At 34.0% G+C, this 21,528-nt stretch carries 20 protein-coding genes; 19 read left to right on the plus strand and 1 reads right to left on the minus strand.

Going from position 1 to position 21,528, the window contains the following annotated elements:
- The first annotated feature begins 209 nt into the window (after window positions 1-209).
- The 19 genes from NZD85_RS01815 to NZD85_RS01905 all read left to right on the plus strand — a co-directional run bounded on the left by NZD85_RS01815 (window position 210) and on the right by NZD85_RS01905 (window position 19,808).
- Window positions 210-1,367, plus strand: a complete 1,158-nt coding sequence (locus NZD85_RS01815) for a homogentisate 1,2-dioxygenase (RefSeq protein ID WP_171622472.1) — start codon at window positions 210-212, stop codon at window positions 1,365-1,367.
- 206 nt (window positions 1,368-1,573) lie between these two features.
- Window positions 1,574-2,704: a 4-hydroxyphenylpyruvate dioxygenase gene (hppD, locus tag NZD85_RS01820; RefSeq protein WP_171622473.1), complete on the plus strand. Its 1,131-nt coding sequence runs from the start codon at window positions 1,574-1,576 to the stop codon at window positions 2,702-2,704.
- 163 nt (window positions 2,705-2,867) lie between these two features.
- Window positions 2,868-4,127 carry a dihydrolipoamide acetyltransferase family protein gene (locus tag NZD85_RS01825; RefSeq protein ID WP_260543044.1) on the plus strand — a complete coding sequence of 420 codons (1,260 nt, stop codon included), beginning with the start codon at window positions 2,868-2,870 and terminating at the stop codon, window positions 4,125-4,127.
- A gap of 6 nt (window positions 4,128-4,133) precedes the next feature.
- The gene (locus NZD85_RS01830; RefSeq protein ID WP_260543046.1) at window positions 4,134-6,188 is read left to right on the plus strand and encodes an alpha-ketoacid dehydrogenase subunit alpha/beta; all 2,055 of its coding nucleotides are present in this window, start codon (window positions 4,134-4,136) and stop codon (window positions 6,186-6,188) included.
- 115 nt (window positions 6,189-6,303) lie between these two features.
- A complete protein-coding gene (locus tag NZD85_RS01835) occupies window positions 6,304-7,641 on the plus strand; it encodes a phenylacetate--CoA ligase family protein (protein WP_260543048.1) in 1,338 nt (445 codons plus the stop codon).
- Between the two features lie 6 nt (window positions 7,642-7,647).
- Window positions 7,648-8,220 carry a TetR/AcrR family transcriptional regulator gene (locus tag NZD85_RS01840; protein ID WP_171622477.1) on the plus strand — a complete coding sequence of 191 codons (573 nt, stop codon included), beginning with the start codon at window positions 7,648-7,650 and terminating at the stop codon, window positions 8,218-8,220.
- A 1-nt stretch (window position 8,221) separates the two neighbouring features.
- A complete protein-coding gene (gene paaE, locus NZD85_RS01845; protein ID WP_171622478.1) occupies window positions 8,222-9,304 on the plus strand; it encodes a 1,2-phenylacetyl-CoA epoxidase subunit PaaE in 1,083 nt (360 codons plus the stop codon).
- Between the two features lie 22 nt (window positions 9,305-9,326).
- Entirely contained in the window at window positions 9,327-10,292 is a 966-nt protein-coding gene (gene paaA, locus NZD85_RS01850; protein WP_260543050.1) for a 1,2-phenylacetyl-CoA epoxidase subunit PaaA, read from the plus strand.
- 4 nt (window positions 10,293-10,296) lie between these two features.
- The gene (gene paaB, locus NZD85_RS01855) at window positions 10,297-10,584 is read left to right on the plus strand and encodes a 1,2-phenylacetyl-CoA epoxidase subunit PaaB (RefSeq protein ID WP_188320061.1); all 288 of its coding nucleotides are present in this window, start codon (window positions 10,297-10,299) and stop codon (window positions 10,582-10,584) included.
- 3 nt (window positions 10,585-10,587) lie between these two features.
- Window positions 10,588-11,364 (plus strand): 1,2-phenylacetyl-CoA epoxidase subunit PaaC, encoded by a 777-nt coding sequence (gene paaC, locus NZD85_RS01860; RefSeq protein ID WP_260543052.1) that lies wholly within the window; start codon window positions 10,588-10,590, stop codon window positions 11,362-11,364.
- A complete protein-coding gene (gene paaD, locus NZD85_RS01865) occupies window positions 11,358-11,846 on the plus strand; it encodes a 1,2-phenylacetyl-CoA epoxidase subunit PaaD (RefSeq protein ID WP_171622482.1) in 489 nt (162 codons plus the stop codon). The genes paaC and paaD overlap by 7 nt, the downstream gene beginning before the upstream one ends.
- Window positions 11,847-11,852: 6 nt before the next feature.
- Window positions 11,853-12,638, plus strand: coding sequence for an enoyl-CoA hydratase-related protein (locus NZD85_RS01870; protein WP_225541959.1), 786 nt, complete (start codon window positions 11,853-11,855; stop codon window positions 12,636-12,638).
- Window positions 12,639-12,641: 3 nt separating this feature from the next.
- Complete coding sequence (locus NZD85_RS01875) at window positions 12,642-13,799, plus strand: 3-hydroxyacyl-CoA dehydrogenase NAD-binding domain-containing protein (RefSeq protein ID WP_171622484.1); 1,158 nt, start codon at window positions 12,642-12,644, stop codon at window positions 13,797-13,799.
- 29 nt (window positions 13,800-13,828) lie between these two features.
- Entirely contained in the window at window positions 13,829-14,245 is a 417-nt protein-coding gene (gene paaI, locus NZD85_RS01880) for a hydroxyphenylacetyl-CoA thioesterase PaaI (RefSeq protein WP_171622485.1), read from the plus strand.
- 66 nt (window positions 14,246-14,311) lie between these two features.
- Window positions 14,312-15,517 carry a 3-oxoadipyl-CoA thiolase gene (gene pcaF / locus NZD85_RS01885; RefSeq protein WP_260543055.1) on the plus strand — a complete coding sequence of 402 codons (1,206 nt, stop codon included), beginning with the start codon at window positions 14,312-14,314 and terminating at the stop codon, window positions 15,515-15,517.
- 156 nt (window positions 15,518-15,673) lie between these two features.
- Window positions 15,674-16,267, plus strand: a complete 594-nt coding sequence (locus NZD85_RS01890; protein WP_171622487.1) for an acyltransferase — start codon at window positions 15,674-15,676, stop codon at window positions 16,265-16,267.
- A gap of 113 nt (window positions 16,268-16,380) precedes the next feature.
- Window positions 16,381-18,432, plus strand: a complete 2,052-nt coding sequence (gene paaZ, locus NZD85_RS01895) for a phenylacetic acid degradation bifunctional protein PaaZ (protein ID WP_260543058.1) — start codon at window positions 16,381-16,383, stop codon at window positions 18,430-18,432.
- 70 nt (window positions 18,433-18,502) lie between these two features.
- Entirely contained in the window at window positions 18,503-19,258 is a 756-nt protein-coding gene (locus NZD85_RS01900) for an enoyl-CoA hydratase/isomerase family protein (RefSeq protein WP_260543060.1), read from the plus strand.
- A gap of 115 nt (window positions 19,259-19,373) precedes the next feature.
- The gene (locus NZD85_RS01905) at window positions 19,374-19,808 is read left to right on the plus strand and encodes an FKBP-type peptidyl-prolyl cis-trans isomerase (RefSeq protein WP_171622490.1); all 435 of its coding nucleotides are present in this window, start codon (window positions 19,374-19,376) and stop codon (window positions 19,806-19,808) included.
- A 37-nt stretch (window positions 19,809-19,845) separates the two neighbouring features.
- On the opposite strand, the gene NZD85_RS01910 is transcribed toward NZD85_RS01905, so the two are convergent.
- Window positions 19,846-21,492 (minus strand): B12-binding domain-containing radical SAM protein, encoded by a 1,647-nt coding sequence (locus NZD85_RS01910; RefSeq protein ID WP_260543062.1) that lies wholly within the window; start codon window positions 21,490-21,492, stop codon window positions 19,846-19,848.
- Between the last annotated feature and the right edge of the window lie 36 nt (window positions 21,493-21,528).

Here is a 21,528-nt window from a genome sequence, read left to right on the forward strand (position 1 = left end):
AAAAAGTTTCTATCTTTGAGTTAACCACAGAAAAGAAATGCAAACAATTAAAGTAAATATAAAACCTTTATTTGTTGGAATGAATAAGCAAACTTCTGCTTTACTTTCCAAAATTGTATTTGCTCAATATTCACTTTAGAATATTGCAGATTATTTGTTGACGAAATTCGTCATCTATTTTACCTTTTCATCAAAACAACAAACAAAATATGCCACTTTATCATCATTTGGGAGAATTTCCACAAAAGCGACATACTGTATTCCGAAAACCAAATGGAGAATTATATGCAGAAGAATTAGTTTCTACGCATGGTTTCTCGAGTACGTATTCTAACGTTTATCACTGTTATCCGCCAACTTTGGTTAAAGAAATTAATGAACCTTATTCGGTAGAACCGAAAATAGCTCGCGCAAAACATTTAAAACATACTTCTTTAAAAGGGTTTAAAGTCAAACCAACAAAAGATTATTTAGCATCTCGAGTACCCGTTTTAGTTAACAACGATTTGCATATTTCATTAGCAGCGCCACAAGAATCAATGACAGATTACTTCTATAAAAATTCTATGGCGGATGAAGTGATTTTTATTCATGAAGGGTCTGGAACTTTAAAAACAGGTTATGGTCAAATTGATTTTGAATATGGTGATTATTTAGTGATTCCACGTGGAATTATTTATCAACTTCATTTTAATGACGAAAATAATCGATTATTTATTACAGAATCTTTTAGCCCTGTAGAAACACCTCGTCGTTACCGCAATCATTTTGGTCAATTAATGGAACATTCTCCTTTTTGTGAGCGAGATATTAAACGTCCTCAAAATCTCGAAACGAATGATGAACACGGGGATTTTAAAATAATGATTAAAAAAGAAGGATTGATTTACCCTTATGTTTATGGTACACATCCTTTCGATTTTGTTGGATGGGATGGTTATCATTATCCTTGGGCTTTTTCGATTCATAATTTCGAACCAATAACAGGTCGTATCCATCAACCACCTCCTGTTCATCAAACTTTTGAAGGAGCAGGATTTGTAATTTGTAGTTTCGTTCCCCGCTTATTTGATTATCACCCGAACGCAATTCCAGCACCTTACAACCATAGTAATGTAGATTCAGATGAAATTTTATATTATGTAGACGGTGATTTTATGTCGAGAAAATCGGTTGAGAAAGGACAAATTACCTTGCATCCAGCAGGAATTCCACATGGACCACATCCAGGGACAGTAGAAAAATCGATTGGCGCAAAAGAAACACACGAATTAGCTGTGATGATTGATCCATTTCGACCATTAATGTTAACAGAGCAAGCGATAGAATTAGAAGATCCAGATTATTATAAATCGTGGCTTTATTAAAGGTTATGAATAGTGCGATTAGAGTTTTGTTCTAAGTTCTAAGATGTGGATTTTATCATTCTGAGCTTGTCGAAGAATCTCGAAATACATTTGATACAATATAATAATAAAAAGAAACTGAAATAAATTCAATATCACAATAAATGATAAAATAGTAAAACTTAATACATTTTACATAATACAATAAAAATAAAAACACAATAAAAATGAGTACACAAACATTTGCAGAAAAGATTGCATTAGCACAAGATTTCCTTCCCATTAATGGAACTGATTACATCGAGTTTTATGTAGGAAATGCAAAACAAGCTGCACATTATTATAAAACAGCATTTGGATTTCAGGAAGTTGCGTATGCCGGCCCAGAAACTGGTGTAAGAGATAGAGCTTCTTATGTTTTACAACAAGGTAAAATTCGTTTGGTTCTAACTTCTGGATTAAAATCAGATTCGCCAATTTGCCAACATGCGATGAAACATGGAGATGGAGTAAAAATTTTAGCACTTTGGGTAGATGATGCTTATGATGCGTTTGAGCAAACAACAAAGCGTGGAGGAAAACCTTACATGGAACCAACTACTGTTACAGATGAATTTGGTGAAGTAAAAATGGCAGGAATTTATACGTATGGAGAAACAATTCACATGTTTATCGAGCGTAAAAATTATAATGGCCCTTTTATGCCAGGTTATGTAAAATCTGAGTCAACGTATCAACCTACAGATTGTGGTTTGTTATATGTTGATCACTGTGTAGGGAATGTAGGATGGAATCGTATGAATGAGACCGTTCAATGGTATCAAGATGTAATGGGATTTGTTAATATTTTATCATTTGATGATAAACAAATTAATACAGAATATTCGGCATTAATGTCGAAAGTGATGAGTAATGGAAATGGTTATTCTAAATTTCCTATTAATGAACCAGCTGAAGGTAAAAAGAAGTCTCAAGTTGAAGAATATTTAGATTTTTACGAGGGAGAAGGAGTGCAGCATATTGCTGTTGCAACTAAGGATATTATCAAAACTGTTACAGAGTTAAAAGCACGCGGTGTAGAGTTTTTATCAGCTCCACCAGAGGCATATTATGATATGATTCCGGAGCGCGTTGGAGAAATTGATGAAGATATCAAAAAGTTACAAAATCTTGGAATCTTAGTTGATTGTGACGAAGAAGGTTATTTGTTACAGATTTTCACAAAGCCTGTTGAAGATCGTCCAACATTATTTTATGAAATTATTGAACGTCATGGTGCACAATCTTTTGGAGCAGGCAATTTCAAAGCATTGTTTGAAGCCTTAGAAAGAGAGCAAGACAGAAGAGGAAATTTATAAATTTTTAAAGCCATTGGTTTAATTCTAATGGTTTTTTTATTGAAAATAAGTTGATAGAATAGCTTAAATTTTAATGCTAAATAGCAGGTTAATATTTAACTAACATTAATTAGTTTTATAAAAATTGATTATCTTCAACGCATTAAAACTGCAAACAAATAAAATGAAAAATATAGAACTAACGATTCCAAAATTGGGAGAAAGTGTTGCGTCTGTTCAACTTGTTCGTTTTACAAAAAACATTGGCGATTTCATAAATGAAGATGAAATAATAGCTGAGGTTTCGACGGACAAAGTAGATTCAGATGTACCTTCAACAAAGACTGGGAAGATTATTGAATTTAAATTTGATGAAGGTGATGAGATTAAAATTGGAGAAGTTTTTGCCATTATAGAACCTTCTGAAAATGAACTAAATTTAGTTGACAATAGCACAATTATTGAAGAAAAAATAACTCAACCGAATTTAACTTCTCAACCAACGAATAAAGTTGATAGTAATCAATTTTTATCACCTTTAGTTAAAAGTATTATTCAAAAAGAAAACTTACAAACAGAAGATATTTCTCAAATAATAGGATCTGGTAAAGATGGAAGGATTTCTAAGAATGATGTGTTGAATTACATTAAAAATAAATCATTTACATCTAATCATTCAAGTAATACTTTAAGTCAAAATACAGTTGTTTCAAGTACTTCTATTGGTGCAAAAGATGAAATCATTGAGATGGATAAAATGCGTCAAATGATCTTAAAACACATGAAACATAGTAAACAGACTTCCCCTCATGTAACAGCTTATGTTGAACCAGATGTGACAAATTTTGTAAAATGGCGCGAAGAAAATAAAGGTGCTTTTGAAGCAAAATATAAACAAAAATTAACGTTTACGCCTTTGATTGTTGATTGCGTTGTTCGTGCAATAAAGGACTTTCCTATGATTAATGTATCAGTTGATGAAACAGAGACTAAAATAATCAAACACAACGAAATAAATATTGGAATTGCTACTGCATTACCAAATAATAATTTGATTGTACCGGTGATTCATCAAGCCAATGAATTGAATTTAGAAGGCTTAGCCAAACATGTTAATACTATTGTAGATAAAGCGCGTACAAATAAACTTTCTCCAGATGATATTCGAGGCGGAACATTTACAATTAGTAATGTTGGTACGTTCGGAAATTTAATGGGAACGCCAATTATTAATCAACCTGAAGTTGCCATTTTAGCAACAGGTGTAATTAAGAAAAAGCCTGCAGTTTTAGAAACTGAATTTGGTGATATTATCGTGGCGAGACAATTTATGTATTTATCACTTTCTTTTGATCATCGTGTAATCGATGGTTCATTAGGAGGAGTTTTCTTGAAACGAATTTCAGATTACATGGAGAATTGGGATGTTAATACACAAATTTAATTAAAAATGGAAACCACAACAGCATCAACAACATTATTAAAAAAAGCATACGAATTATTAGTTACAGCTAAGGCTTTAACCGAATTATACGAAGAAAATAAAACTACAACAAGTAAATATGTACACGCAACTTCGCGAGGACACGAAGCGATACAAATTGCAACAGGTTTACAATTATTACCACAAGATTATTTAAGCGCCTATTACCGTGATGATGCGATGTTATTATCGATAGGAATTACGCCTTATGAATTGATGTTGCAGCTATTAGCAAAACGAGATGATATTTTTTCGGGAGGAAGAACCTATTATTCTCATCCAAGTTTGCGTCGTGATAATATGCCAAAAATACCGCACCAAAGTAGTGCAACGGGCATGCAAGCTATTCCTACAACTGGAATTGCGATGGGAATGCAATACAAAGAATTGGAAGGTCTTTGTCGTGATGAGGTTAAACCAGTCGCAGTATGCTCCTTAGGTGATGCTTCATGCACAGAGGGTGAGGTAGCAGAAGCTTTTCAAATGGCAGCTTTGAAACAATTACCTATTTTATATTTGGTTCAAGATAATGAATGGGATATTTCAGCATCAGCAGATGAGATTCGAGCTCAAGATATAGCGCATTATGCGAAAGGTTTTAAAGGGTTAGAAGTGTTTGTAGTTGATGGAACTGATTTTTTAGCATCCTATAACACTATTCAAAGAGCAATTGACACTATCCGTTCAGAACGTCGTCCGATTTTGGTTCATGCAAAAGTTCCATTATTAAATCATCATACATCTGGGGTTCGTATGGAATGGTACCGTGACGATTTAGAGAAGGCAAAAGCTCGAGATCCATATAATAAATTAAGGGATACTTTATTAAATGAAGGTTTTGACGAAAAAGAGTTAATTGAAGTCGAAAACACGATTAAACAAAAAGTTCAGGCAGAATATCAACAAGCATTAAAAGCAGATGATCCTCGTCCTGAAGATTTATATACACATGTTTTTGCTCCAACATTAATTACCGAAGAAAAAGGAAATCGCTCTCCTGAAGGGAAGGATAAAACGGTAATGGTAGATTCTGCTCTTTTTGCAATTCGCGAATTGATGGCAAAACATCCTGAAGCATTATTATATGGACAAGACGTTGGTTTGCGTTTAGGAGGTGTTTTTCGTGAAGCAGCAACTTTGGCAAAACAATATGGAATAAATCGTGTATTTAATACACCAATTCAGGAAGCATTTATTGTTGGATCTACGGTTGGAATGTCTGCGGTAGGCTTGAAACCTATTGTAGAAGTGCAGTTTGCGGATTATATTTGGCCAGGTCTTAATCAATTATTTACTGAAGTGGCTCGTTCAAATTATTTGTCAAATGGTAAATGGCCAGTTTCTATGATTTTACGTGTTCCGATTGGTGCTTACGGTAGTGGAGGACCTTATCATTCGAGTTCAGTGGAAAGTGTATTGACCAATATAAAAGGGATTAAAATAGCTTATCCGTCTACTGGAGCAGATTTAAAAGGTTTGATGAAAGCTGCTTATTACGATCCAAATCCTGTGGTGATGTTAGAGCACAAAGGTTTATATTGGAGTAAAATAAAAGGAACGGAAGATGCTGCAACAGTCGAACCAGATGAAAATTATATATTACCTTTTGGAAAAGCACGTGATGTTTTATTGGCAGAATCCTCTCAAAATCATAACTCTGTAACTATCATTACCTATGGTATGGGAGTTTATTGGGCTAAAGAAGCTGCAAAGGCATTTCCAAATCAAGTTGAAATTATAGATTTAAGAACATTGGTTCCTTTAGATGAGGAAACAATTTTTAATAGTGTGAAAAAACACAATCGTTGTATTGTATTAACTGAAGAAGCTAAGCAAAACTCTTTTGCTCAAAGCCTTGCGGGTTTAATTAATGAAGAATGTTTTGAGTATTTGGATGCACCAATTCGAGTGTTAGGAGCACAAGACATGCCTGCAATTCCATTAAATTCTACCTTAGAAATAGAAATGTTACCAAATTCAGAAAAGTTAAAAATATTGATTAGCAAAGTGTTAAAATACTAAAAGTCATCAATTGATAAATAATTGTACTTTTTACACTAAAAAAACTAACAAACGTTAGTTTTTTTAGTTTTTTTGATTAAATTTGTTATTATCAAAAATCAAATCTGCAAAAATTATGATATTTAATCCTGGGATTGAACAGATGCCTATTGAGCAATTACGTGTTCTTCAGAACGAGAGACTTCAATCAATGTTAAAAAAAGTGTATAATAATGTACCTTTTTATAAACAAGCTTTTGACGAAGCTGGTATCAAGTTAGAAGATATTAAAGGTGTTGAAGATTTACACAAATTACCTTTTACAAAGAAAAATCATTTAAGAGAAAATTATCCATTTGGATTATTTGCAGAACCTAAAGAGAATGTCGTTCGTTTACATTGTTCAAGTGGAACAACTGGAAAACCAACAGTAGTAGGTTACACTAAGAATGATATCGAATTATTCTCGGAAGTAGTAGCAAGATCTTTAGCAGCTTCAGGATGTGAGCCATGTATGACATTACAAAATGCCTATGGTTATGGTTTATTTACAGGAGGTTTAGGACTGCATTATGGTGCTGAAAAATTAGGAATGACTGTTGTTCCAATTTCTGGTGGTAACACAGAAAAACAAATTATGTTATTGAAAGATTTTCAAGCTGATGCAATTTGTGCAACACCATCTTATGCTTTAACAGTTGCTGAAGAAATCAAGAAAAGAGGTGAAACTTTATCAGATTACAATTTAAAGTTTGCTATTTTAGGATCTGAACCTTGGTCAGAAGCATTACGCCAAGAAGTAGAAGGAAGTTTAGATATCAAAGCTTCTAACATCTATGGATTAAGCGAAATTATAGGTCCAGGTGTGTCAAATGAAGATTTCGAAGAACAAGGTACAGGATCGTATATTTGGGAAGATCATTTCTTTCCAGAAATCGTAGATGAAAAAACGGGTGAACCAGTTCCTTATGGACAACCAGGTGTTTTAGTTATCACTACACTTACAAAAGAAGCCTTACCATTAGTGCGCTATTGGACAGGAGACATTACAACATTAACGTACGAACATTCTAAGAAAAGAACACATGTCAAAATGGGACCTATTATTGGTCGTGCTGATGATATGATGATTATTCGTGGTGTGAATTTCTTTCATACACAAATCGCGGATTTTATTCCAGATTTCCCTGAATTATCACCAAATTATCAAGTAGTTTTAACGAAACCAAAAAATATGGATGCAGTAGAAGTTGGATTTGAAATAAATCCTGACTATTTTGCAGAAAAAGGTTTGACTTGTGATGATTTGAATGACGAATCTAATGTTGCGTGTTGCAAATTAGTCGCAAATATTCATAAAAAAATAAGAGACAACATTGGATTAGGAATGAATGTCAAATTATACCAAGTAGATGGACTTCCTAAAAGTGAAGGAGGAAAGTTGAACCGAATTATAGATAATAGACATTTATAAAACTATATGCCTAAGCAAAGTAAAAAAGAACTGATTATTAAAGAAGCTGCTTTAATCTTTAAACAAAAAGGTTATTCAGCAACGTCGATGAGAGAATTGGCTGAAAAAGTTGGAATGGAAGCCGCGAGTTTGTATAATCATATTCGCTCGAAAGATGAAATCTTAGAAGAAATTTGTTTTAAAGTGGCCAATCAATATGTTTCGCACATTAGCTCGATTGAAGATACTGAAGAATCAAATGTTCAGAAATTAAGAGATTTAATTCAACTTCACGTTCGAATGATTATTGACGAGCCAAACGAAGTATCTGTAGCAAATAACGATTGGAAAAATTTATCCGATACCAAAAAAGAATTGTATAAAACAATTAGAAAAGGGTATGAAAAACGGATTGCTAATTTAATCAAAGCAGGTATCGCATCTGGCGAATTCAAAAATCTTAATGTATCGGTTGCTTTATTTACTTTATTATCATCTCTTCGTTGGATAGAGTTGTGGTACAAACCAGGGCGAGATATAACACCTGATCAATTAGAAAACGATTTGATGACATTATTAATTAACGGATTTCAAAAATAATATGGCAGTAAATTTTCATAAACTACGCGTTAAAAATGTTAAAAAGGAAACACCAGATTGTGTATCCGTTACATTTGATGTGCCTGAAGAATTGAATCAAGAATTCAAATTTAAACATGGACAATATTTAACGTTTAAAAATATTCAAAATAACGAAGAAATTAGACGTTCTTACTCGATCTGTTCTTGCCCAATGGACGAAGAATTGAGAGTAGCTGTAAAGAAAATAGAAGACGGGGTTTTCTCAACATTTATCAACGAACAAGTTAAAGTTGGTGATGTTCTTGATGTAATGACTCCACAAGGAAATTTCTTTACAGAAGTACACGAAGATAACAAAAAATTATATGTAGGAATTGTAGCAGGATCAGGAATAACACCAGTTCTTTCTATCATCAAAACAGTTCTTAGAGCAGAACCAAATAGCGAATTTGTGCTATTATACGGGAATAGAAATAAAGGTTCAATTATCTTTAAAGAAGAAATTGAAGCACTTAAAAATAAATACATGCAACGCTTTAGCGTTTACAATATTTTGAGTCGCGAAACAGCTGATGCTGAAATTTTGAGTGGAAGAATTGATAAAGCTAAGATTGAGTATTTCTTACAACATATCATCAAACCAGAAGATGTAAGCGAAGTGTTCCTTTGTGGTCCTGAAGAAATGATTTTAAGCGGACGCGATGCTTTTGTAGAAGCAGGTGTAGATGCAAAACATTTGCATTTCGAGTTATTCTACAGTGCAACAGCTGAAGCGAAAAAGGTTGAACGTCAAAAAGCAATCAAAAAGTCGGATGACACGATGAGTAAAGTGACCATCAAATTAGATGCAACAGCCTTACAAATTGACTTAGGTTACAACGGCGATACAATCTTAGATGCGGCTTTACAAAATGGTGCAGATTTACCTTACGCTTGTAAAGGTGGTGTTTGTGCAACTTGTAAGTGTAAAGTAGAGAAAGGTGAAGTAGAAATGGACATCAACTACTCACTTGAGCCAGATGAATTAGAAAGAGGTTTTGTATTAGCGTGTCAAGCGCATCCTCGTTCTGCCGAAGTCGTGGTAGATTTTGATGCCAAATAATCAACTTTAAAAACTTTTTAAAATGAGTGCAAAAGAAATTGATTTTCAAGAAATCTTTGATCAAAAGATTGAAAATGAAGTTCGTATCGAACCAAAAGATTGGATGCCAGAAGCATACCGCAAAACATTAATTAGACAAATTTCTCAACATGCTCACTCAGAAATTGTTGGAATGTTACCAGAAGCAAATTGGATTACAAGAGCTCCTTCGTTAAATAGAAAGAAAATTTTATTAGCGAAAGTACAAGACGAAGCGGGCCATGGTCTATACTTATACTGTGCAGCAGAAACATTAGGAACATCTCGTATCCAAACTTTAAATGACTTACATTCTGGTAAAGCAAAATATTCTTCAATCTTCAATTACCCAACACTTACTTGGGCTGATATCGGAATGATTGGATGGTTGGTTGATGGAGCAGCGATTTTAAATCAAGTTCCATTATGTAGAACTTCTTACGGACCTTATGCACGTGCAATGGTTCGTGTTTGTAAAGAAGAATCTTTTCACCAAAGACAAGGTTACGAAGCGTTAGTTGTGTTATCACGTGGTTCAGAAGAACAAAAAGCGATGATGCAAGATGCAATGAATCGTTGGTGGTGGCCTACATTAATGATGTTTGGTCCAAAAGACGAAGAATCATCTAACTCAGAATTATCAATGAAATGGAGAATTAAACGTTTTTCGAATGATGAATTACGTCAACGTTTTGTAGATGTTTCTGTTCCTCAAGCCGAATATTTAGGTTTAACAATTCCAGATCCAGATCTTAAATTTAATGAAGAAACAGGTCATTACGAATTCGGAGAAATTGATTGGGAAGAATTCTGGAATGTCGTTAAAGGAAACGGAAAATGTAACAAACAACGTTTAGATGCACGTCGTAATGCACACAACGAAGGAGCTTGGGTTCGTGATGCAGCAACAGCTTACCACGAAAAAAGAAAACAAAGAGAATTAGAAAAAGAACAACGCAAAAACGCATAAAAAGATGGAAAATAGAGATTGGCCTTTATGGGAAGTATTTATTAGAAGTAAACAAGGATTAGATCACAAACATGTAGGAAGTTTGCACGCAGCAGATGCTACAATGGCATTACAAAATGCGCGCGATGTGTATACACGTCGTTTAGAAGGTGTTAGTATTTGGGTTGTAGAATCAGTGAATATCCACGCATCAAACCCAGATGAATCTGAGCAATTCTTTGATCCTGCGGAAGACAAAGTATATCGTCATCCAACTTTTTATGATGTACCAGAAGAAATTAAAAACATGTAATTTATGACAAGTACAGTTTATCAAAACAACCAAAATTACATCGATTTTATTTTGCATTTAGCAGATACAAATCTGATTTTGGCACAACGTTTATGCGAATGGTGTGGTCATGGACCAGTTTTAGAGCAAGATATCGCTATGTCGAATATGGCTTTAGACTTATTGGGACAAACCTCAAACTATTACAATTATGCAGCCGAAATGATCGGTAATGGTGCAACAGAAGATACTTTAGCAATGTTACGCGAAGAACGCGAATACAAAAATTTATTGTTAGTAGAGCAACCAAACGGACATTTCGGTGATACAGTTGCACGTCAGTTTTTTTACGATTCATACCATGCATTATTGTTAGAGCAATTCTTAAAAGTAAAAGATCTTAAATTGCAATCAATCGCTGAAAAATCATTAAAAGAAGTGAAATATCACTTAAAATGGTCTGCAGAATGGATGATTCGTTTAGGAGACGGAACAGAAGAATCTCACAATAAAATTCAACAAGCAGTTCATGATATTTTACCTTATGTAGGTGAAGCATTTATTTTAGCTCCTTATCAAAAAGCATTAATCGAAGAAGGTTTGATTGATAATCCAATCGATTTTAAAGCAACTTGGTTAGCCAATGTAAAAGCTGTTTTGGATGAAGCAACAATAGAAGCTGATGTCGAAAATACGTTTGCACAAAAAGGAGGTAAAGAAGGAGTTCATTCAGAACATTTAGGTTTTATCTTAACTGACTTACAATACATGCAAAGAACATATCCTAATTTACAATGGTAACAGAAAAAGAAATTTGGCAATGGTTGGAGGAAGTTCCTGATCCTGAAATTCCAGTGATTAGTGTACTTGATTTAGGAGTAGTACGTAAGGTGGAAATTACAGCAGATGAAAAAGTCAATGTAACCATCACACCAACATACTCTGGTTGTCCTGCAATGAGTGCGATTTCTATTTCTATTCGACTAAAATTAGTAGAGAAAGGATTAAAAAATATCAATGTCATCAATCAGTTGAGCCCATCGTGGACAACTGATTGGATGACTGAAGAAGGAAAACAAAAAATGAAAGCGTACGGAATTGCGCCTCCAACAAAAAATCCTTCGAGCGATGCGCTCTTTTCAGACGAACAAAATATCGAATGTCCACAATGTGGCTCGCACGATACGCGTCTTATCAGTCAATTTGGTTCAACGGCCTGCAAAGCTATGTATCAATGCAATAGTTGCCACGAACCGTTTGACTATTTCAAATGTCATCACTAAAAAATTATGGAAAATTCAACATCAATCCTATACACACAAGAGGGAGGAATTGCTACGATCACGTTGAATCGTCCTTCTGTTTTTAACAGTTTTAATCACGAAATGATTAAAGCCTTACAACATCATTTAGATGTTGCAGCTCAAGATGCCTCAGTTCGTGCAGTTGTATTAACTGCTACTGGAAAAGCGTTTTGCGCTGGCCAAGATTTAGGTGAAGTTTTAGATGAAAAAGAAATCGACTTCAACAAAATCGTCAACGAAAATTACAATCCATTGGTTCTTAAAATTAGAAACATGGACAAACCAGTTGTTGCTGCTGTAAATGGTGTTGCTGCCGGAGCGGGAGCAAATTTAGCTTTAGCTTGTGACATAGTGGTAGCTAAAGAATCTGCTAACTTCATACAGGCATTTTCTAAAATTGGTTTGATTCCTGATTGTGGAGGAACTTATTTTTTACCTCGTTTAATTGGTTTTCAAAGAGCAGCAGCATTAATGTTATTAGCTGATAAAGTTTCGGCTGAACAAGCAAAAGAAATCGGAATGATTTACGATTATTTTGCAGACGATACATTTGATGCAGAAGTAGCCAAAATTGCTCATAAATTAGCTAATTTACCTACAAAAGGATTGGCTTATACAAAGAAATTATTAAACCAATCATTTCAAAATTCAATTGAAGAACAATTAAAACAAGAAGGTCTTTTTCAAGCAAAAGCAGGAAATACAGCTGACTACAAAGAAGGTGTAGATGCATTTTTAGAAAAAAGAAATCCAGTTTTTAAAGGAGAATAAGCCATGAAAAAAATAGGAATTATTGGTGGTGGAGCAATGGGGTCTGGTATTGCGCAAGTTTTTGCACAATCAGGTCATCCCGTTGTTTTATATGACACAAACCAAGACGCATTAGATCGTTCAAAACAAAACTTAGCAAAAACGTTTGAAAAGTTAGTCGCTAAAGAAAAATATACCGCTGAAAAAGCACAAGAAATTCAAGCTAATATTGAATATGCTGCAAACTTAGATGCATTTTCATCTGCAGACTTAATCATTGAAGCAATTATTGAAAATTTAGATATCAAGAAATCGGTTTTCAAACAAGTAGAAGAAATTGTTTCTAAAGACTGTATTTTAGCTTCAAATACTTCATCATTATCCATTGCATCTATTGCATCGGCATGTTCTAAACCTGAACGTGTGATTGGGATCCATTTTTTCAATCCAGCACCATTAATGGCTTTAGTAGAAATTATTCCAGCTGTGCAAACACGAGAAGGTTTGGCAGAAGAAATTAAAACGTTAATTCAATCTGTAAATAAATTACCTGTTATCACAAAAGATACGCCTGGATTTATTGTCAATCGAGTAGCTCGTCCATTTTATAGCGAAGCAATTCGTTTATTAGAAGAAGGTGTTGCTGATGCAGAAACGATTGATTACGCAATGACATCTGTAGGAGGTTTCCGTATGGGGCCTTTCGAATTAATGGATTTCATCGGTCATGATGTAAATTACCGTGTTACAGAATCGGTTTTCGAATCATTCTTTTACGATCCTCGTTTTAAACCATCTTTTTCTCAAAAAAGATTATTCGAAGCAGGATTTTATGGTCGTAAGTCAGGACGTGGATTTTACAATTATGCCGAAGGTATCGAAAAGAAAGCACCAGCTCAAGATCAAGCTTTATTAGAAAAAATCTTTAAGCGTGTTTTAGTTATGTTGATTAACGAAGCAGCAGATGCTTTATTCTTAAACATTGCAAATCGTGAGGATTTAGATACAGCGATGACGAAAGGGGTTAATTATCCAAAAGGTTTATTGAAATGGGCAGATGAATATGGTATCAAAAATGTACAAAACGATTTAGATGAATTGTACAATTATTACCATGAAGATCGTTACCGTTTGAGCCCTATTATCCGTAATATGGTGAAAGAAAACAAAACATTCTACTAAAAAATATCACAATACGAACACACAAAAAAATGGAACCACAAAAGTTATTAAATAGAATGCTTGACCACGATAAATTTAGCGAATGGTTAGGTCTTGAAGTGATTGAAGTAAAAGAAGGCTATGCAAAATTGCAAGCGAAAATTCGTCCTGAAATGATGAATGGAGTTGGCTCTGTTCATGGAGGAATTACATTTGCAATGGCAGATTCTGCTTTTGCTTTTTCTTGTAATATGTACAATAATATATCTGTTGCATTAGACGTTCATATTTCTTTTACAAAAGCTGGGCATGATGGAGATGTATTTACAATTGAATCACAAGAAGTTTCTTCAACTAAAAGAACAGGTATTTACGATATTAAAGTAACAAATCAAAATAACGAGTTAATTGCTTTATTTAAAGGAACTTGCTTTAGAACAGGTAAACCTTTAATTGAAGTAGCTTAACGTTAAACGGTCAACGCTGAACGACTTTCGTAAAGCATAAACCGTTAACCTTTAAATGAAATAAAAATGAACCAAACATATATTATAGATGGAGTTAGAACTCCAATTGGTAAATTAAAAGGTGGATTATCTGCTGTTCGTCCAGACGATATGGGCGCATTGGTAATCGCAGAAATATTAAAAAGAAATCCTTCTATTGATCCTGCTGCATTTTATGATGTAATCTTAGGTAATGCAAATCAAGCAGGTGAGGATAATCGTAATATTGCACGTATGTCAGTTTTATTATCTGGATTACCTTATACGGTTCCGGGTGAAACAGTCAATCGTTTATGTGCATCAGGTTTATCTGCTGCAATTGCTGCATCAAGAGCAATTCAAGTTGGTGATGCTCAATTAATGATTTCTGGTGGTGTTGAGTCTATGACACGTGCTCCTTTAGTAGTTTCAAAATCAGCTTCTCCATTTGGTGGTGATGCAAAAATTTATGACTCTACTTTTGGATGGCGTTTTATCAACCCTAAAATGAAAGAGATGTGGGGTGTTGATGGAATGGGTAATACAGCTGAAAACTTAGCGGAACGTGATAATATTTCGCGTGAAGATCAAGATAAATTCGCGGTTTGGTCACAACAAAAAACAGCTGCTGCTCAAGCGAATGGTCGTTTAGCAAAAGAGATTGTTCCTGTTGTTATTCCTCAACGTAAGGGTGATGCGATTATTTTTGATACAGATGAATTCCCGAAAAATAACACAACAATGGAGATTTTATCTAAGTTACGCCCTGCATTTAAAGTGGATGGTACTGTAACTGCTGGTAATGCTTCTGGATTGAATGATGGTGCTGCGGCCAATATTTTAGCTTCTGAACAAGCGATTAAAGATTTTGGATTAACACCAATGGCTCGCATTGTAAGTTCAGGTGTTGCAGGTGTTGAACCTCGTATCATGGGAATTGGACCAGTTAATGCATCTAAAATTGCGTTAGAAAAAGCTGGATTAACGATAAATGATATTGATGTAATCGAATTAAATGAAGCATTTGCAGCTCAATCTTTAGCATGTACGCGTGCATTAGGTTTAGCTGATAATGATTCTCGTATCAATCCAAATGGTGGTGCTATTGCTTTAGGTCATCCACTTGGAATGTCAGGTTCTCGTATCTTAAATTCGGCAGCGTACGAATTACAAGCGACAGGAAAACGTTATGCATTGGTTACAATGTGTATCGGTTTAGGACAAGGATATGCAGCAATTATAGAAAGAGCGTAAAAATAGATGTTAGTATTGAGAAGTTAGATTTTCAGAATCATTTGTCATGTTGAACTTGTTCAACATCCCATTCATTTTGATATGATTCTGAAATAAATTCAGGATGTCTTTAATAATTTCTAATAGCTCAATACTAATATCTCAAATCTAATAAATATGATTTACGAATTTAAAGGATACAAACCGGTCGTTCATCCAACAGCATTTATTCATCCGCAAGCTGTAGTTACGGGAAATGTAATTATAGGTAAAGATGTTTACATTGGGCCAGGTTGTGCGTTACGAGGTGATTGGGGACAAATTATTATTGAAGATAATTGCAATGTGCAAGAAAATTGTACCATCCATATGTTTCCAGGAACAACGGTTCGTTTAAAAGAAAAAGCACATATTGGTCATGGCGCAATAATTCATGGCGCTACAATTGGAAAAAATTGTATGGTCGGAATGAACGCTGTGGTCATGGATAATGTAATAGTAGAGGATGAATGTATTGTAGGCGCTTTAGCATTTGTAAAAGCAGATACGCATATTCCGACCCGAAGTGTGGTTGTTGGTAATCCTGCTAAAATCGTAAAACAGGTTTCTGATCAAATGATTGAGTGGAAGGATCAAGGAACTCAACAATATATGCAATTACCAAGTGATTGTCATGAAAGTTTAAAACCTTGTGAACCTTTGACCGAAGCGCCAGATTATTATTTTGATTCAATGGCTTCGAATTATAAAACATGGAACGAAAGTAAGTAAAAAGTATTATGTAAAATGTCATACTGAACTTGATTCAGAATCTCATCTTACTTTATCTAATTACTAAAATCTAATATCTCAATACTAATAAAATACACAAACAACATAAAAAAATGGCTAATCAATTAGAAAATTATGCTTTAGGACAATGGACAAAAGGTTCGTCTGAAGGGCAAATGTTATATAATGCGATTACGGGTGACGAAATCGCTACTGCATCATCAGCTGGATTAGATTTCGGTGCGATGATGGATTATGCACGTACGGTTGGAGGTCCAACTTTACGTAAAATGACTTTTCAAGAAAGAGGGTTAATGCTAAAAAAATTAGCATTATACTTAATGGAAAGAAAAGAAGAATTCTACACTGTTTCTTGGGCAACTGGAGCAACACGTGCAGATTCTTGGGTTGATATCGAAGGAGGTATTGGAAATTTATTTGCGAATGCATCTTTACGACGTCAATTTGGTGATCAACCTTTTTATGTAGAAGGAGAAACACACAAAATCTCTAAAAACGGGACATTCTTAGGAACACATATTTTAACACCAAAACGTGGTGTTGCAATTCATATTAATGCATTTAACTTTCCAGTTTGGGGAATGTTAGAAAAAATTGCGGTTAACTTTTTAGCGGGTGTGCCTGCAATCGTTAAACCTGCAACAATTACATCATTCTTAACAGAAACTGTAGTTCGCGCTATTATTGAATCTGGAATTTTACCAGAAGGAGCGCTACAATTAATTAGTGGTTCTGCAAATGGAATCTTAGATTACGTTGAATCTGAAGATGTTGTTACATTTACTGGTTCTGCATCTACAGGACAAATGTTAAAAGCACATGAAAGAATTACTTCAGAAGGTGTGCCATTTAACTTAGAAGCAGACTCACTTAACGCATGTGTATTAGGTGAAGATGTACAACCTGGTTCGGCAGAATTTGATATTTTTATCAAAGAGGTTACACGTGAGATGACTACAAAAGCTGGTCAGAAGTGTACAGCAGTTCGTCGTGCATTGGTTCCTGCTCATTTAGTTGAAGATGTTCAAATTGCTTTAGGACAACGATTAGCTACAACAACGATTGGGGATCCAAATGTAGAAGGTGTTCGCATGGGCGCTTTAGCTGGTGCTGCTCAAGTAAAAGAAGTACGTGAAAAAGTAGAAGAATTAGCTAAATCACAAGAAATTATTTTTGGAAACTTAGATAATTTTGAAGTAAAAGGAGCGGATAAAAACAAAGGTTCATTCATTTCTCCAATTTTATTCTTCAACAACGATCCATTCAATAAAACTGATGTTCACAACATCGAAGCATTCGGACCGGTTTCTACAATTATACCTTACAACGGAACTGCAGAAGCAGTTGAGTTAGTTCGTATGGGGAAAGGTTCGTTAGTGTGTTCTATTGTAACAGCAGATAATGATGTCGCAACTGAATTTGTTTTAAATGCAAGTTCTTTACATGGTCGTATCGTAATTTTAGATGCTGAATGTATCAAAGAATCAACTGGTCACGGTTCTCCACTTCCATTATTAGTACACGGAGGTCCAGGTCGTGCAGGTGGAGGAGAAGAAATGGGTGGAAAACGTGGTGTATTCCATTATATGCAACGTACAGCACTCCAAGGTTCTCCAAACAAATTAACAGCTGTCACTCAACAATATCAATATGGTGCAGATTATATCGAAGAAGATAAACATCCATTTGCTAAACATTTTGAAGAAATTAAAGTAGGTGATACGTTAATTACATCAAAACATACAGTTCAACAATCAGATATCAATGCCTTTGCAGCTTTATCAGGAGATAATTTCTATGCTCACGTTGATGCGACTTCTTTAGAAGGGACAGTTTTTGAACAAAATGTTGCGCACGGTTATTATTTATTGTCGAAAGCGGCAGGTTTATTCGTATTAGCGAAAAAAGGACCAGTTTTATTAAACTATGGTGTAGACGAGTGTCGTTTTGTGAAACCTGTTTATCCAGGAACAACTATTGGCGTTCGTTTTACATGTAAAGAGAAAATAGAACAAGAGAAAAAAGACGAAAACGATATTGCAAAAGGAATCGTTCGTTGGTTAGTGGATATCTACGACCAAACAGGTGAAACTGTTGGTATCGCAACTATCTTAACAATGGTTAAAAAATTAAATCAAGACTAAAATTAATTCGTTAATGAGATAATTTGGTAAATTAGCTAATTGTCTCATTAACATATTATCACATTATATAATGGAAGCTTACGTAAAATCAGATATACAAAACGGAATTGGTACAATCGAATTTTTTCACCCACAAAGTAATTCGATGCCAGGTACTCAGTTAAGAAATTTAGCTGCTGAAATTGAAAAATTAGGAAACGATGAAGCAGTGAAAGTTATCGTTTTAAAAAGTGCTGGTGACCGTACATTTTGTGCTGGAGCATCATTTGATGAATTAATTTCAATTAAAGATCGTGAAACAGGTTTAGAGTTTTTCTCTGGATTTGCACATGTGATTAATGCAATTCGTCAAGCACCAAAATTTGTTTTAGCACGTATTCAAGGAAAAGCTGTTGGAGGAGGAGTTGGTATTGCTTCAGCTGCTGATTACACGTTTGCAACAGATTTTGCTGCCGTTAAATTATCTGAATTAGCGGTAGGGATTGGACCTTTCGTAGTAGGACCAGCTGTAGAACGTAAAGTAGGTACTTCTGCTTTTACGCAAATGGCAATTAATGCAACAGAATTTCAGTCTGCGGAATGGGCAAAAGAAAAAGGTTTATACGCAGAAGTCTATGCAAATGCAGAAGAAATGGACGAAGGAATCCAAATTTTAGCCAAAAAATTAGCCAATTCTAATCCAGAAGCGATGAAACACTTAAAACGTGTTTCTTGGGAAGGAACAGAAAATTGGAACGAATTATTAATCGAAAGAGCAAAAATTTCGGGTGAATTAGTTTTATCAGAATTTACAATCAACGCAATTAATCAATTTAAAGCAAAATAAAACCTTACTTTAATTATATTTCATCTGAGTTTTACAATTCTAAAAATTATATTTTTATTTGTTTAGATGTATTATTTCGATAATATATTTAAAATATTCCTTTTAACTTTGTGGTATGGGAGTAGCAGAATTATTATTAAAACGTAAACAAGAATTAATCGAAAAGAACAAAACTGAAGGTTTGGCTTTTCGAGAAGAATATAAATTAAAAGAAGGTGTTACTGAAACCGAAAGTGGATTATTATACGAAGTAATCACGTTGGGAGAAGGTGTAAAACCAACTTTGTCTGATACCGTTTTATGTCATTATCATGGAACAAATATCAACGGAGAAGTTTTTGACAGTTCAGTACAACGCAAAAAACCTGCAGCTTTTCCTTTGGAAAATGTGATTAAAGGTTGGGCAGAAGGTGTGCAATTAATGCCTGTTGGTAGTAAGTTTAGGTTTGTTGTAAAACCAGAATTAGGCTATAAAGACCGTGAAATATCAAAAGAATTAGGCCCTTTTTCTACGATGATTTTCGAAGTAGAGTTAATGGGAATTTTATAAACTAAAAAAGATGTCTTTACAGACATCTTTTTTAGTTTTATTCAAAAACTTCGCAGTGAATGATATTATGCGAGGTTCCTATAAATTCGATCAACCAATTTTCTTGAGTTTGTTCAATTTGATTATTTTCTTTCCAAGTTGGGTAATGAAATGAAATCGGAATCGAAACAAATTTACTTTTTGGATGCGAAGCAATTTCGCTCAAATCGTCTTCAATTTTTTGTTCCATTTCAAACAAATCTTTTGGTTTTGATTTATGGAAACTGTAGTAATCAATCGCAATTAATTCTAAGATCATCTTATCTTCTGCAAATGATTTTGCAAAATCATAGATCGTTTGATACACATCATTCAACGTATGTTTGTGAAATAGATGATATTGCTCAAAATACTGACCTAATCCCATCAAAAAGTCGAAAATAGAATATTTTTGAGCGATATATTTTAAGGTTTCTGGCGTTCTCGGTTTGTTCCAATAAATTTCTAAAGCATTTTCTAAAGCCGTAATATTCGCTAAATCTTGCTCACTTAAAAAATCACTTTTTATAATTTGATAAGGTGGAAGTGGATCAAATTGGTAACCATATTTCTCATATTTTTGACGGACTGGTGTACCTTTTAAAAACTTCAAAAAACCTAATTGCAGTTCTGGTGGGTAAAGTTTGAATGTTTCTTCGAAACTAAATTTCAAATCATCAATATACTCTAAAGGTAAACCAACAATCAAATCTAAATGCATCTCAATTCGATCTTTCAATTGATTGATAACATTCGATGTTTTTTCAAAGTTCTGCTTACGCGAAACTTCTCGGTTACTTTGTTGATTAACAGTTTGAATACCGATTTCAAAACGGAAAAGATTTTTTGGAACTTTTTCGTTGATGAATTTAATAATATCTGGATGAACAATATCGGCTGTGATCTCGAACTGAAAAACATTTCCTTCTCGATAATTATCTAAAATAAATTGAAATAATTCGATCGTAAAATCACGTTTTATATTAAATGTTCTGTCCAAAAACTTAATCGTTTTTCCATGTTTCATGAGATACAACAAATTCTCTTTGATGGTTTCCATTGGCAAATAGCGCATTTTATTGTCTAAACTGGCTAAACAGAACTCGCATTTATATGGACATCCACGAGAAGTTTCGATGTAACAAACCTTCTTTTCCAAATCCGCAGGATGATCGTATTGATAAGGATTTCGACCCTCTAATTGATTAATATCAAACTGAATGTTTTGTGCATTAAAAACAACTTCGTTTTCTTTTTTATAAACTAAATTTGGAACATTATCAATTGTTGGATAGTTCAAAACAAATTCTTCAAAAGGTATTTCACCTTCACCTACAATAATATAATCGATATAATTATTTGCAATTACATCATCATATTCGTAACTAACTTCAGGACCGCCAAGTAAAATTTTGGTTTCAGGTGAAACTTGCTTAATACGTTTACAAACTTCTAATGTCTGCGTGATATTCCAGATGTAACAACTAAAACAAACAATATTATATTTAGCACATTTTTCAGCAACATCATCAAAGTCGGATTTTATCGTAAATTCTTTCCAATAAATATTGCCACGATGATGGTTCAAATCGTAAAGAATACGAATCGCCAAATTGAGATGAATGTATTTTGCGTTTAAAGTCGTTAATAAAATTGATGGTTGCATAAAATTGTATTGTCGAGCAAAAATAAACAATTATTA

It is taken from the genome of Empedobacter stercoris, from assembly GCF_025244765.1.
In the GTDB taxonomy this organism is placed as follows: Bacteria; Bacteroidota; Bacteroidia; order Flavobacteriales; family Weeksellaceae; genus Empedobacter; species Empedobacter stercoris.

Coding starts and splice junctions, on each gene's coding strand:
- NZD85_RS01815 (WP_171622472.1), top strand. CDS start 210: ATGCCACTTTATCATCATTTGGGAGAATTTCCACAAAAGCGACATACT.
- hppD (WP_171622473.1), top strand. CDS start 1,574: ATGAGTACACAAACATTTGCAGAAAAGATTGCATTAGCACAAGATTTC.
- NZD85_RS01825 (WP_260543044.1), top strand. CDS start 2,868: ATGAAAAATATAGAACTAACGATTCCAAAATTGGGAGAAAGTGTTGCG.
- NZD85_RS01830 (WP_260543046.1), top strand. CDS start 4,134: ATGGAAACCACAACAGCATCAACAACATTATTAAAAAAAGCATACGAA.
- NZD85_RS01835 (WP_260543048.1), top strand. CDS start 6,304: ATGATATTTAATCCTGGGATTGAACAGATGCCTATTGAGCAATTACGT.
- NZD85_RS01840 (WP_171622477.1), top strand. CDS start 7,648: ATGCCTAAGCAAAGTAAAAAAGAACTGATTATTAAAGAAGCTGCTTTA.
- paaE (WP_171622478.1), top strand. CDS start 8,222: ATGGCAGTAAATTTTCATAAACTACGCGTTAAAAATGTTAAAAAGGAA.
- paaA (WP_260543050.1), top strand. CDS start 9,327: ATGAGTGCAAAAGAAATTGATTTTCAAGAAATCTTTGATCAAAAGATT.
- paaB (WP_188320061.1), top strand. CDS start 10,297: ATGGAAAATAGAGATTGGCCTTTATGGGAAGTATTTATTAGAAGTAAA.
- paaC (WP_260543052.1), top strand. CDS start 10,588: ATGACAAGTACAGTTTATCAAAACAACCAAAATTACATCGATTTTATT.
- paaD (WP_171622482.1), top strand. CDS start 11,358: ATGGTAACAGAAAAAGAAATTTGGCAATGGTTGGAGGAAGTTCCTGAT.
- NZD85_RS01870 (WP_225541959.1), top strand. CDS start 11,853: ATGGAAAATTCAACATCAATCCTATACACACAAGAGGGAGGAATTGCT.
- NZD85_RS01875 (WP_171622484.1), top strand. CDS start 12,642: ATGAAAAAAATAGGAATTATTGGTGGTGGAGCAATGGGGTCTGGTATT.
- paaI (WP_171622485.1), top strand. CDS start 13,829: ATGGAACCACAAAAGTTATTAAATAGAATGCTTGACCACGATAAATTT.
- pcaF (WP_260543055.1), top strand. CDS start 14,312: ATGAACCAAACATATATTATAGATGGAGTTAGAACTCCAATTGGTAAA.
- NZD85_RS01890 (WP_171622487.1), top strand. CDS start 15,674: ATGATTTACGAATTTAAAGGATACAAACCGGTCGTTCATCCAACAGCA.
- paaZ (WP_260543058.1), top strand. CDS start 16,381: ATGGCTAATCAATTAGAAAATTATGCTTTAGGACAATGGACAAAAGGT.
- NZD85_RS01900 (WP_260543060.1), top strand. CDS start 18,503: ATGGAAGCTTACGTAAAATCAGATATACAAAACGGAATTGGTACAATC.
- NZD85_RS01905 (WP_171622490.1), top strand. CDS start 19,374: ATGGGAGTAGCAGAATTATTATTAAAACGTAAACAAGAATTAATCGAA.
- NZD85_RS01910 (WP_260543062.1), bottom strand. CDS start 21,492: ATGCAACCATCAATTTTATTAACGACTTTAAACGCAAAATACATTCAT.